Raw genomic sequence first — 12600 nt, forward strand, 5'->3', positions numbered from 1 at the left:
CACAGGAAGAAGGAATAGGAGAAAAAACAAAGTATCTACATAGAACTTTTAGTGTAAAAAATCCCAAAAACCCGGTTGACAAAGTATATAAGTCGTGATAGAATAATTGAGTTGTCTCTTGAGGGGCTAGTTAACAGAGGAACGAAAAAAAGTTTCGAAAAAGTGTTGACAAGACCATCAGAAGATGATAGAATAATCGAGTTATCTCTTGCGGGACTAGTTAACAGAAGAACGAAAAAAAGTTTCAAAAAAGTGTTGACAAAGTTCATAAGAAATGATAAACTAAGATAGTTGTCGCAAGAGCGATGAACAAGACCTTTGAAAATTAAAGAAGACGAACCAAACGTGCAGGGTGATTTATCTAAGGATAAATCGTCAATGACAAAACAAAACAATAAAACGGAAAGCTAGCAATAGCTTGAGTTTGAATCAAAACTTTTAATGAGAGTTTGATCCTGGCTCAGGACGAACGCTGGCGGCGTGCCTAATACATGCAAGTAGAACGCTGAAGTCTGGTGCTTGCACTAGACGGATGAGTTGCGAACGGGTGAGTAACGCGTAGGTAACCTGCCTCATAGCGGGGGATAACTATTGGAAACGATAGCTAATACCGCATAACAGTATTTACCGCATGGTAGATACTTGAAAGGAGCAATTGCTTCACTATGAGATGGACCTGCGTTGTATTAGCTAGTTGGTGAGGTAACGGCTCACCAAGGCATCGATACATAGCCGACCTGAGAGGGTGATCGGCCACACTGGGACTGAGACACGGCCCAGACTCCTACGGGAGGCAGCAGTAGGGAATCTTCGGCAATGGGGGCAACCCTGACCGAGCAACGCCGCGTGAGTGAAGAAGGTTTTCGGATCGTAAAGCTCTGTTGTAAGAGAAGAACTGTGAGAAGAGTGGAAAGTTTCTCATTTGACGGTATCTTACCAGAAAGGGACGGCTAACTACGTGCCAGCAGCCGCGGTAATACGTAGGTCCCGAGCGTTGTCCGGATTTATTGGGCGTAAAGCGAGCGCAGGCGGTTTGATAAGTCTGAAGTAAAAGGCTGTGGCTTAACCATAGTACGCTTTGGAAACTGTCAAACTTGAGTGCAGAAGGGGAGAGTGGAATTCCATGTGTAGCGGTGAAATGCGTAGATATATGGAGGAACACCGGTGGCGAAAGCGGCTCTCTGGTCTGTAACTGACGCTGAGGCTCGAAAGCGTGGGGAGCGAACAGGATTAGATACCCTGGTAGTCCACGCCGTAAACGATGAGTGCTAGGTGTTGGGTCCTTTCCGGGACTCAGTGCCGCAGCTAACGCATTAAGCACTCCGCCTGGGGAGTACGACCGCAAGGTTGAAACTCAAAGGAATTGACGGGGGCCCGCACAAGCGGTGGAGCATGTGGTTTAATTCGAAGCAACGCGAAGAACCTTACCAGGTCTTGACATCCCGATGACCGCCCTAGAGATAGGGTTTCTCTTCGGAGCAACGGTGACAGGTGGTGCATGGTTGTCGTCAGCTCGTGTCGTGAGATGTTGGGTTAAGTCCCGCAACGAGCGCAACCCCTATTGTTAGTTGCCATCATTCAGTTGGGCACTCTAGCGAGACTGCCGGTAATAAACCGGAGGAAGGTGGGGATGACGTCAAATCATCATGCCCCTTATGACCTGGGCTACACACGTGCTACAATGGCTGGTACAACGAGTCGCAAGTCGGTGACGGCAAGCTAATCTCTTAAAGCCAGTCTCAGTTCGGATTGTAGGCTGCAACTCGCCTACATGAAGTCGGAATCGCTAGTAATCGCGGATCAGCACGCCGCGGTGAATACGTTCCCGGGCCTTGTACACACCGCCCGTCACACCACGAGAGTTTGTAACACCCGAAGTCGGTGAGGTAACCTTTTAGGAGCCAGCCGCCTAAGGTGGGATAGATGATTGGGGTGAAGTCGTAACAAGGTAGCCGTATCGGAAGGTGCGGCTGGATCACCTCCTTTCTAAGGAAATGGAAACCTGTACGTCAGTCTTCTTTAATTTTGAGAGGTCTTGTGGGGCCTTAGCTCAGCTAAGCGAAACCTTTAGGTTGAAGCTTTGTCGAAACTAGCGGAGCTAGTGCACGACAGGGGCCAGCGTCTCAAAAATGATATTATATCGAAACAATTAAATACGTTAACAGGTACATAAAAATGTACGGGGCCTTAGCTCAGCTGGGAGAGCGCCTGCTTTGCACGCAGGAGGTCAGCGGTTCGATCCCGCTAGGCTCCATTATCTAGAATACAGAGTAACCTAGATAACTAAGATAACTGAATACGAACCTAAACTTCCTAGGAATAAGTCAAAACCACCTAGTGTCTAAAGACACGTCGTTGGTTATCTCCTTATTCTACGAAAGTTTTGCGACAAGTCGCATCGGTTCTTAATATCTTAGAACTTGTCCATTGAAAATTGAATATCTATCAAACATTCCTGATGTATCTGAAAGGATACATTAAGAAATAGTAACAAGAAAATAAACCGAAAACGCTGTGAATATTTAATGAGTTTTCTAGTTTAGAAAAAAACTAGTAATTAAGGTTAAGTTAATAAGGGCGCACGGTGGATGCCTTGGCACTAGAAGCCGATGAAGGACGTGACTAACGACGAAATGCCTTGGGGAGCTGTAAGTAAGCAATGATCCAGGGATGTCCGAATGGGGGAACCCGGCAGGTAATACCTGTCACTCACTACTGTTAAGGTAGTGAAGAGGAAGACGCAGTGAACTGAAACATCTAAGTAGCTGCAGGAAGAGAAAGCAAAAGCGATTGCCTTAGTAGCGGCGAGCGAAACGGCAGGAGGGCAAACCGAGGAGTTTACTCCTCGGGGTTGTAGGACTGCAATGTGGACTTAAAGAGTATAGAAGAACTACCTGGGAAGGTAGGCCAAAGAGAGTAAAAGCCTCGTATTTGAAATATTCTTTATACCTAGCAGTATCCTGAGTACGGCGAGACACGCGAAATCTCGTCGGAATCTGGGAGGACCATCTCCCAACCCTAAATACTCTCTAGTGACCGATAGTGAACCAGTACCGTGAGGGAAAGGTGAAAAGTACCCCGGAAGGGGAGTGAAATAGAACCTGAAACCGTGTGCCTACAACAAGTTCGAGCCCGTTAATGGGTGAGAGCGTGCCTTTTGTAGAATGAACCGGCGAGTTACGATATGATGCGAGGTTAAGTTGAAGAGACGGAGCCGTAGGGAAACCGAGTCTTAATAGGGCGGATTAGTATTATGTCGTAGACCCGAAACCATGTGACCTACCCATGAGCAGGTTGAAGGTGCGGTAAGACGCACTGGAGGACCGAACCAGGGCACGTTGAAAAGTGCTTGGATGACTTGTGGGTAGCGGAGAAATTCCAAACGAACTTGGAGATAGCTGGTTCTCTCCGAAATAGCTTTAGGGCTAGCGTCGACATTTGAGAATCTTGGAGGTAGAGCACTGTTTGGATGAGGGGGCCATCTCGGTTTACTGATTTCAGATAAACTCCGAATGCCAATGATTTATGGTCGGCAGTCAGACTGCGAGTGCTAAGATCCGTAGTCGAAAGGGAAACAGCCCAGACCACCAGCTAAGGTCCCAAAATAATTGTTAAGTGGAAAAGGATGTGGGGTTGCACAGACAACTAGGATGTTAGCTTAGAAGCAGCTATTCATTCAAAGAGTGCGTAATAGCTCACTAGTCGAGTGACCCTGCGCCGAAAATGTACCGGGGCTAAAACAATTTACCGAAGCTGTGGATAACACATTAGTGTTATGGTAGGAGAGCGTTCTATGTGTGAAGAAGGTATACCGTGAGGAGTGCTGGAACGCATAGAAGTGAGAATGCCGGTATGAGTAGCGAAAGATGGGTGAGAATCCCATCCACCGTAAGACTAAGGTTTCCAGGGGAAGGCTCGTCCGCCCTGGGTTAGTCGGGACCTAAGGAGAGACCGAAGGGTGTATCCGATGGACAACAGGTTGATATTCCTGTACTAGAGTATGAAGTGATGGAGGGACGCAGTAGGCTAACTAAAGCGGGCGATTGGAAGAGCCCGTCTAAGCAGTGAGGTGTGATATGAGTCAAATGCTTGTATCTGTAACATTGAGCTGTGATGGGGAGCGAAGATAAGTAGCGAAGTTAGTGACGTCACACTGCCGAGAAAAGCTTCTAGCGATGTATCATACTCTACCCGTACCGCAAACCGACACAGGTAGTCGAGGCGAGTAGCCTCAGGTGAGCGAGAGAACTCTCGTTAAGGAACTCGGCAAAATGACCCCGTAACTTCGGGAGAAGGGGTGCTCAGTTTAACTGAGCCGCAGTGAATAGGCCCAAGCAACTGTTTATCAAAAACACAGCTCTCTGCTAAATCGTAAGATGATGTATAGGGGGTGACGCCTGCCCGGTGCTGGAAGGTTAAGAGGAGGGTTTAGCGCAAGCGAAGATCTGAATTGAAGCCCCAGTAAACGGCGGCCGTAACTATAACGGTCCTAAGGTAGCGAAATTCCTTGTCGGGTAAGTTCCGACCCGCACGAAAGGCGTAATGATTTGGGCACTGTCTCAACGAGAGACTCGGTGAAATTTTAGTACCTGTGAAGATGCAGGTTACCCGCGACAGGACGGAAAGACCCCATGGAGCTTTACTGCAGTTTGATATTGAGTATCTGTACCACATGTACAGGATAGGTAGGAGCCTATGAAGTCGGGACGCCAGTTTCGACTGAGGCGCTGTTGGGATACTACCCTTGTGTTATGGCTACTCTAACCCGGATAGGTTATCCCTATCGGAGACAGTGTCTGACGGGCAGTTTGACTGGGGCGGTCGCCTCCTAAAAGGTAACGGAGGCGCCCAAAGGTTCCCTCAGAATGGTTGGAAATCATTCGCAGAGTGTAAAGGTATAAGGGAGCTTGACTGCGAGAGCTACAACTCGAGCAGGGACGAAAGTCGGGCTTAGTGATCCGGTGGTTCCGTATGGAAGGGCCATCGCTCAACGGATAAAAGCTACCCTGGGGATAACAGGCTTATCTCCCCCAAGAGTTCACATCGACGGGGAGGTTTGGCACCTCGATGTCGGCTCGTCGCATCCTGGGGCTGTAGTCGGTCCCAAGGGTTGGGCTGTTCGCCCATTAAAGCGGCACGCGAGCTGGGTTCAGAACGTCGTGAGACAGTTCGGTCCCTATCCGTCGCGGGCGTAGGAAATTTGAGAGGATCTGCTCCTAGTACGAGAGGACCAGAGTGGACTTACCGCTGGTGTACCAGTTGTCTTGCCAAAGGCATCGCTGGGTAGCTATGTAGGGACGGGATAAACGCTGAAAGCATCTAAGTGTGAAACCCACCTCAAGATGAGATTTCCCATAACTTTATGTTAGTAAGAGCCCTGAGAGATGATCAGGTAGATAGGTTGGAAGTGGAAGTGTGGCGACACATGTAGCGGACCAATACTAATCGCTCGAGGACTTATCCAAGAATAAGTAATGAGAACGTTAAGAAAAGCGTATGATTTTAGGAAATCAACGCGGAAGTCGGTTAGACTTCAAGGCGATTTATCTAAATCACTAGCTTTTTAGTTCGAATACAATTACTTATTAAAACTAGAGTCGATATTGACAAGCGATCGGTTTCTTGTTAGAATATAGATATTCAATTTTGAGTTGACAAGACTCAGTAGTTAAGTGACGATAGCCTAGGAGATACACCTGTTCCCATACCGAACACAGCAGTTAAGCCCTAGAACGCCTGAAGTAGTTGGGGGTTGCCCCCTGTTAGATACGGTAGTCGCTTAGCAAATTGGGAGTTTAGCTCAGCTGGGAGAGCATCTGCCTTACAAGCAGAGGGTCAGCGGTTCGATCCCGTTAACTCCCATAGGTCCCGTAGTGTAGCGGTTATCACGTCGCCCTGTCACGGCGAAGATCGCGGGTTCGATTCCCGTCGGGACCGTTCAAATAGTCTGGGAGACTATTTGAAGTTGGAGATAGAGCAAACGGAGTTTGCTTCATATTTTCGACTCGTTAGCTCAGTTGGTAGAGCAATTGACTTTTAATCAATGGGTCGCTGGTTCGAGCCCAGCACGAGTCATATGCGGGTTTGGCGGAATTGGCAGACGCACCAGATTTAGGATCTGGCGCTTTCGGGCGTGGGGGTTCAAGTCCCTTAACCCGCATAGGAGAAATATAATTTAGCCGGCTTAGCTCAGTTGGTAGAGCATCTGATTTGTAATCAGAGGGTCGCGTGTTCAAGTCATGTAGCCGGCATTAGGAAAGATTGCGAACGTAGTTCAGTGGTAGAACACCACCTTGCCAAGGTGGGGGTCGCGGGTTCGAATCCCGTCGTTCGCTTTGAGAGGCCGGGGTGGCGGAACTGGCAGACGCACAGGACTTAAAATCCTGCGATGGCAACATCGTACCGGTTCGATTCCGGTCCTCGGCATGAAGATTATAATAGTTAGCACCCTTAGCTCAACTGGATAGAGTACCTGACTACGAATCAGGCGGTTAGAGGTTCGACTCCTCTAGGGTGCATCACTCGCTTAATGGAGACGTTAGGGGAGCTTTATTTTTAATAGTATCGGGAAGTAGCTCAGCTTGGTAGAGTACTTGGTTTGGGACCAAGGTGTCGCAGGTTCGAATCCTGTCTTCCCGATTATATTATTTTGGCGGTGTAGCTCAGCTGGCTAGAGCGTCCGGTTCATACCCGGGAGGTCGGGGGTTCGATCCCCTTCGCCGCTATATATTCTTGTTTGCTGGACCTTTAGCTCAGCTGGTTAGAGCTCTCGGCTCATAACCGAGCGGTCGTAGGTTCAAGTCCTACAAGGTCCATATATTGGAGGATTACCCAAGTCCGGCTGAAGGGAACGGTCTTGAAAACCGTCAGGCGTGTAAAAGCGTGCGTGGGTTCGAATCCCACATCCTCCTTTTCTACTACCGCGGGATGGAGCAGCTAGGTAGCTCGTCGGGCTCATAACCCGAAGGTCGTAGGTTCAAATCCTGCTCCCGCAATTTCTTTAAGAATTTGGCTCGGTAGCTCAGTTGGTAGAGCAATGGATTGAAGCTCCATGTGTCGGCGGTTCGATTCCGTCTCGCGCCATTAATTTAACTTTGTCCAAGTTTATTATCTTGGGCGCGTAGCTCAGATGGTTAGAGCGCACGCCTGATAAGCGTGAGGTCGGTGGTTCGATTCCACTCGTGCCCATATTATATTGATGGAGAATTACTCAAGAGGCTGAAGAGGACGGTTTGCTAAATCGTTAGGTCGGGTAACTGGCGCAAGGGTTCGAATCCCTTATTCTCCGTAGTGAACGAGATTATCGCTTGATATTCTCGTTTTATTGTATCTTGGTAAGGGGCTATGAGGGTCTATTATGAATAAATTTTCAAAATTAGTAGTAGTTGTTTCTATCTTTTTATTACTGTCATTTTCTCTTTTGTTTGTGACTTTCTCTAAGGGGTTACAGGTACCATATTTAAATAATATCGTTAGGGTTGTTGTAACGCCAATTCAATCGGTTATTTCAGTGCCTACTAGATTTTTTTCTGAGCAGAAAGATGTCTTGACAGATTTGATGAACGCTTACGAGGAAAATAAACAATTAAAGGAAGCTATTATGAGCCTTGAAGGGATGGCTGCTGAAAATACTAGCTTGAAAGAAGAGAATGCATCGCTTCGTAGCAGTTTAGGTGTGGTATCTGATTTTCCTGAAAAACAACTTATTCCAGGATCAGTTTTGGTGAGGACTCCTTCAGCGTGGTCGGAGCATATTGCAATTAATATTGGTGAGACTAGTGGTGTGACATCTAATGCACTTGTGGTTGCTAATGGTGGATTAGTTGGCATCGTGAGTTCATTGAGTTCAGATTCGGCGGTTGTTACCTTATTTACGAATTCGGATGAATTCACGAAGTTGCCTGTGAAAATTTCTGTTGATTCTAAAGAAATTTATGGTATTTTATCGGGCTATGATGCAGATACAAATAGTTTTATCATTAATCAGTTGAACTCAGCTGATGAAATTGCAGTGGGTAGCAATGTTGTAACGAGTGATTTGGCTGGTGCGACTTCGGCAAATATCCAAATTGGTAAAGTTTTATCGGTTAAATCAAATAGTAACAGTTTAAATAGAGAAGTATATGTTGAGCCGACAGCTAGTTTTTCAAATATTTATTCGGTTTTAGTGGTAGGTCAAACAAATGCGCAATAAAATGATAGAAATATTCATGTTTCCCATCTTGTTCTTTATTTTATTACTTGATGGACAGATTTCAACGTTGGTAACAAATTGGTCGGTCGGATTATTTACTATTTCAAGTCATTTGGTACTTATGTTAGCTATTTTTTATGCTAACTATGTATCTCTTGGTTTTTCATTATTCATATTTACTTTGCTAGGTTTGGTATATGATATTAGTTATCTTAATCTGATTGGTATTGCTACTACAACTCTTCCTTTAGTTTTATATTGCATCTATTTCTTCTTTCAAGGTGCTGTCAGCAAGCGAGGAATTAATATTTTGATTTTACTAGTAGCTATTTTTCAATTTGAATTTATTAGTTACTCATTTGCTCGCATTTTTCATATAACAAACTTGTCTGTGTTTATCTTTGTTTTTAATAAATTACTTCCAAGTCTACTATTCAATTTGGTCTTATTTTTCGTACTACAACCGTCATTTGAGCGTTTATTTGGAATAACAAACAAGACATAGAAATGTAATAATTGCGTAATATACTTACGCAATTTTTTTGATAAAATGAGAGAGTCAGAAAGTATAGAGGAGTTATGTTCGGATATGAAGAAAAAAATCTTGGCTACAATTATGTTAAGTACAGTCGTTCTATCTAATGCTAATTATGTAGCTGTGATTAGTGCGAATGATGTAGATAGTCAGATTGCAGCAAAAAATCAACAGATTAGTGAGTTGACAGCACAACAAGCTGAAGCTCAACAACAAGTTGATGCTATTCAAGGACAAGTTGATGCAATTGTTAGTGAACAGGCGAAATTAACAGAAGAAAATACTCGTTTGGAAGCAGAATCGCAGGCATTGGCGGCAGATATTGAGCGTTTGTCAGCTGATATTGTGTCACGTGATGGTGCTTTAAAAGAGCAGGCGCGTAGTGCTCAAGTTGATGGCTCTGCTTCAAGCTATATTAATACAATTTTAGATTCAAAATCAATCGTTGATGCTGTTTCTCGTGTTAATGCAATGCGTGAGATTGTTTCAGCTAATAACCGTATGTTGGAACAACAAAAAGCTGATAAGGAAGCAATTGCTGAAAAACAAAAGGCAAACCAAGAGGCAATCACTACTTTGGCAGCTAATCGCCAAAAATTGGAAGATGACGCCCAAGTATTGCAAGTGCGTCAGGCTGAATTGGAAGCTGCTAAGTTAAATTTGGCTGTGCAGAAAGCTACTGCTGAAGATGAGAAAAATTCATTGTTGGCGCAAAAGGCAGCTGCAGAAGAAGCAGCTCGTCAAGCGGCAGCTCGTCAAGCGGAGTATCAAGCACAACAGGCAGCTCTAGCACAGCAACAAGTAGCCTCAGTATCAGCACCAGTCGTGTCAACGCCAGTAGAAACTACAGTGACTGAAACGGTTGCGACAGTATCACAATCTACACCAACGGTAAGCACACCTACAACGTCTATATCATCAGGTTCAGGTAGTTCAGCGGCAGCAAATAATGCGCGTTATGACGCTTCATCTTACCCAATTGGTGAGTGTACTTGGGGAGTTAAATCTCAACTTTCATGGGTTGGTCCTTACTGGGGAGATGCTAAACAGTGGTTAGCATCAGCACGTGCTGAAGGTTTTAGTACAGGTTCTACTCCACAAGTAGGTGCGATTGCTGTTTGGACAGGTGGTTATTATGGGCACGTAGCGGTTGTTACGGCTGTTCAATCTTCAACAAGTATCCAAGTTGTTGAATCAAACTACATGGGTCGTCGTTATATTGGTAACCACCGTGGTTGGTTTAATCCTACAACTACATCTGAAGGTGCAGTTTACTACATTTACCCTCCATATTAAGAAATTTTCAAATAGAGCGTGTGGATTTGCGCTCTATTTTTGTTTGAAAAATGAAGGAAAAAGGGTTAAAATAGTAAAGGTAGAAATATATAGGAGGCTGTCATGGCGTTTACTGACTTAAAATTGTTCGCTCTTTCGTCAAATCAGAAGTTAGCTGAACAGGTGTCGAAAAAAATAGGAATTCCTCTAGGAAAATCAAGTGTTCGTCAATTTTCAGATGGTGAGATTCAGGTAAATATTGAGGAATCCATTCGTGGAACTCACGTGTATATTCTTCAATCCACTAGCTCACCAGTTAATGATAATTTAATGGAGATTTTGATTATGGTCGATGCTCTTAAACGTGCATCCGCTGAATCAGTAAACGTTGTAATGCCTTACTATGGCTATGCACGTCAGGATCGTAAAGCTCGTGCTCGTGAGCCAATCACTTCAAAATTGGTGGCTAATATGTTGCAGATAGCGGGGGTCAATCGTTTGTTGACAATTGATTTGCATGCTGCGCAGATTCAGGGATTCTTCGATATTCCTGTTGATCATTTGATGGGTGCTCCATTGATTGCGGATTATTTTGAGCGTCGTGGTATGGTAGGTGATGGCTATGTTGTTGTATCACCTGACCATGGTGGTGTGACACGTGCCCGTAAGTTAGCACAGTTCTTGAAGACACCGATTGCTATTATTGATAAACGCCGTAGTGTTGATAAGATGAATACATCAGAAGTGATGAACATTATTGGCGATATTAAGGATAAAACTTGTATATTGATTGATGATATGATTGATACTGCGGGTACCATCTGTCATGCAGCGGATGCTTTGGCAGATGCAGGGGCAACAGCTGTTTATGCTTCATGTACGCACCCAGTATTGTCAGGGCCTGCTATGGATAACATTAGTAAGTCAGCAATTAAGAAATTGGTTGTTCTTGATACAATTGAAATTGCAGAAGATCGCTTAATCGATAAAATCGAACATATTTCAACGGCAGAATTATTAGCGGAAGCGATTATTCGTATTCATGAAAAACGTCCTTTGTCACCTTTGTTTGAGGCAAGTCGTGTTAAATAGGTATGAGAAGAGTCAAATGACTCTTCTCAGACTGAAGACAAAGTCCTTAGAATTGATTTTCTAAGGGCTTTTCTTCGTATTTAGGAGTATAATATAAGAAAAAGGACTTATGAGGTTCTCCTATGCTACACAAAGAAAAACCTGACTATAACCGCAATCAGTACGGTTTCTATACCCTTGACCAGCTTGTGCCTGCAGATCATTTCCTGCGCCAAGTGGAAGCTGTGATTGACTTCGACTTCATTTATGACCTAGTAGAAGATACCTATTCGTCTGATAATGGTCGTCCTAGTCTTGACCCTGTCATGTTAGTTAAAATTCCTCTGATTCAGTGCTTTTATGGTATTCGTTCCATGCGTCAGACCATCAAGGATATTGAAGTGAATACTGCCTATCGCTGGTTTCTTGGTTTAACCCTAGATGACAAGGTGCCTCACTTCACGACATACGACAAAAATTATTCCCGTCGCTTTCAAGAGAAAGGGTTGATTGAGTCCATTTTCACGCATATTCTTGGGCTGTGTATCAATGCAGGCCTAATTGACCCGACGGAGATTTTCATAGACGGAACTCATATTAAAGCTGCGGCCAATAATCGTAAGTTTATCAACCAAGAGGTGGAAAAGCAGGCCAAATTCATGAGTGAACAGCTGGAAATCGAAATTAATCAAGATCGGGTAAAGCACGGAAAAAAGCCGCTCGGGCCCGCCAAAGAGCCAGAGCCCATCGCTAAGAAAATCTCCACAACCGACCCAGAAAGTGGCTGGTTCCACAAAGGTGATCATAAGGAAGTTTTCGCTTATTCTGCCCAAGTTGCCTGTGATAAGTATGGCTGGGCACTTGCTTATAGTGTTGAGGCTGGTAATATCCATGACAGTCAGGCTTTTCCTGCACTTTTCGCCAAGCTTGAACCCTTGAAACCAGAGTATATCATTGCGGATTCGGGCTATAAAACTCCCAGTATTGCCAAGTTTCTAATTGATAAGGAAATCACTCCTGTCCTTCCCTACACCCGTCCCCGTGGGAAGAAGGGTCAACTTCGTCCTAAAGATTTTGTCTATGACGAACACTTCGATTGTGTCCTGTGTCCTGAACATCAGGCCTTGACCTATCGCACGACTACCCGAGAAGGCTACCGAGAATACAAAAGTGATCCTGCAATTTGTGCCAACTGTCCCCTATTATCAGTATGTACGACCAGTAAGAACCATCAAAAAGTTGTCACGCGGCATATTTGGAAGGAGTATTTGGAACAGTGCGAGGATATTCGTCATCAAAGAGGGATGAAGGAGCTCTACCAACATCGGAAAGAGACGATTGAACGGCTATTTGGCACAGCCAAGGAATACCATAATCTGCGCTACACGAGGGAAAAAGGCAAGTCCAAAATGGAGGATAAGATTGGACTGACTTTGGCGTGCTTAAATCTCAAAAAACTAGTTAAAAGGATGGCAAGAAGGCCTTTTTATTTTGTCCAGATGGGGTGGTTTCAGCATTAAAACAG

General features: G+C 44.8%; 6 protein-coding genes, 17 tRNA genes and 3 rRNA genes. All 26 read left to right on the top strand.

The window, feature by feature from the left end; translation table 11 throughout:
• Nucleotides 1-60 precede the first annotated feature (60 nt).
• The 26 genes from CWM22_00085 to CWM22_00210 all read left to right on the top strand — a co-directional run bounded on the left by CWM22_00085 (nucleotide 61) and on the right by CWM22_00210 (nucleotide 12595).
• Nucleotides 61-291 carry a hypothetical protein gene (locus CWM22_00085; protein ID AUC90468.1) on the top strand — a complete coding sequence of 77 codons (231 nt, stop codon included), beginning with the start codon at nucleotides 61-63 and terminating at the stop codon, nucleotides 289-291.
• Nucleotides 292-438: 147 nt separating this feature from the next.
• Nucleotides 439-1994, top strand: a 16S ribosomal RNA gene (locus CWM22_00090).
• Between the two features lie 187 nt (nucleotides 1995-2181).
• Nucleotides 2182-2254 (top strand) — tRNA-Ala (locus CWM22_00095).
• A gap of 306 nt (nucleotides 2255-2560) precedes the next feature.
• Nucleotides 2561-5466 (top strand): 23S ribosomal RNA (locus CWM22_00100).
• 202 nt (nucleotides 5467-5668) lie between these two features.
• A 5S ribosomal RNA gene (gene rrf / locus CWM22_00105) occupies nucleotides 5669-5784 on the top strand.
• The 16S, 23S and 5S rRNA genes sit together here with 17 tRNA genes alongside, the layout of an rRNA operon.
• A 5-nt stretch (nucleotides 5785-5789) precedes the next feature.
• Nucleotides 5790-5862 (top strand) — tRNA-Val (locus CWM22_00110).
• A 2-nt stretch (nucleotides 5863-5864) separates the two neighbouring features.
• Nucleotides 5865-5937 (top strand) — tRNA-Asp (locus tag CWM22_00115).
• Nucleotides 5938-6002: 65 nt separating this feature from the next.
• A tRNA-Lys gene (locus CWM22_00120) sits at nucleotides 6003-6075 on the top strand.
• A gap of 3 nt (nucleotides 6076-6078) precedes the next feature.
• A tRNA-Leu gene (locus tag CWM22_00125) sits at nucleotides 6079-6160 on the top strand.
• 18 nt (nucleotides 6161-6178) lie between these two features.
• A tRNA-Thr gene (locus CWM22_00130) sits at nucleotides 6179-6251 on the top strand.
• Nucleotides 6252-6263: 12 nt separating this feature from the next.
• Nucleotides 6264-6335, top strand: a tRNA-Gly gene (locus CWM22_00135).
• Between the two features lie 7 nt (nucleotides 6336-6342).
• Nucleotides 6343-6426, top strand: a tRNA-Leu gene (locus CWM22_00140).
• A gap of 18 nt (nucleotides 6427-6444) precedes the next feature.
• A tRNA-Arg gene (locus tag CWM22_00145) sits at nucleotides 6445-6521 on the top strand.
• A 44-nt stretch (nucleotides 6522-6565) separates the two neighbouring features.
• Nucleotides 6566-6639, top strand: a tRNA-Pro gene (locus tag CWM22_00150).
• Nucleotides 6640-6651: 12 nt separating this feature from the next.
• Nucleotides 6652-6725: transfer RNA gene (locus CWM22_00155), tRNA-Met, on the top strand.
• Nucleotides 6726-6741: 16 nt separating this feature from the next.
• Nucleotides 6742-6815: transfer RNA gene (locus CWM22_00160), tRNA-Met, on the top strand.
• A gap of 6 nt (nucleotides 6816-6821) precedes the next feature.
• Nucleotides 6822-6911, top strand: a tRNA-Ser gene (locus tag CWM22_00165).
• Nucleotides 6912-6921: 10 nt separating this feature from the next.
• A tRNA-Met gene (locus tag CWM22_00170) sits at nucleotides 6922-6995 on the top strand.
• Between the two features lie 15 nt (nucleotides 6996-7010).
• A tRNA-Phe gene (locus CWM22_00175) sits at nucleotides 7011-7083 on the top strand.
• 31 nt (nucleotides 7084-7114) lie between these two features.
• A tRNA-Ile gene (locus CWM22_00180) sits at nucleotides 7115-7188 on the top strand.
• Between the two features lie 12 nt (nucleotides 7189-7200).
• Nucleotides 7201-7288: transfer RNA gene (locus tag CWM22_00185), tRNA-Ser, on the top strand.
• 69 nt (nucleotides 7289-7357) lie between these two features.
• Complete coding sequence (locus CWM22_00190) at nucleotides 7358-8194, top strand: rod shape-determining protein MreC (protein AUC90469.1); 837 nt, start codon at nucleotides 7358-7360, stop codon at nucleotides 8192-8194.
• Nucleotides 8184-8699, top strand: coding sequence for a rod shape-determining protein MreD (locus CWM22_00195; protein ID AUC90470.1), 516 nt, complete (start codon nucleotides 8184-8186; stop codon nucleotides 8697-8699). The genes CWM22_00190 and CWM22_00195 overlap by 11 nt, the downstream gene beginning before the upstream one ends.
• A gap of 84 nt (nucleotides 8700-8783) precedes the next feature.
• Complete coding sequence (locus CWM22_00200) at nucleotides 8784-10025, top strand: CHAP domain-containing protein (GenBank protein ID AUC90471.1); 1242 nt, start codon at nucleotides 8784-8786, stop codon at nucleotides 10023-10025.
• 102 nt (nucleotides 10026-10127) lie between these two features.
• The gene (locus CWM22_00205; GenBank protein ID AUC90472.1) at nucleotides 10128-11096 is read left to right on the top strand and encodes a ribose-phosphate pyrophosphokinase; all 969 of its coding nucleotides are present in this window, start codon (nucleotides 10128-10130) and stop codon (nucleotides 11094-11096) included.
• A 122-nt stretch (nucleotides 11097-11218) separates the two neighbouring features.
• A complete protein-coding gene (locus CWM22_00210; GenBank protein AUC90473.1) occupies nucleotides 11219-12595 on the top strand; it encodes an IS5/IS1182 family transposase in 1377 nt (458 codons plus the stop codon).
• Nucleotides 12596-12600 lie beyond the last annotated feature (5 nt).

This window comes from Streptococcus suis, from assembly GCA_002831545.1.
In the GTDB taxonomy this organism is placed as follows: domain Bacteria; phylum Bacillota; class Bacilli; order Lactobacillales; family Streptococcaceae; genus Streptococcus; species Streptococcus suis_P.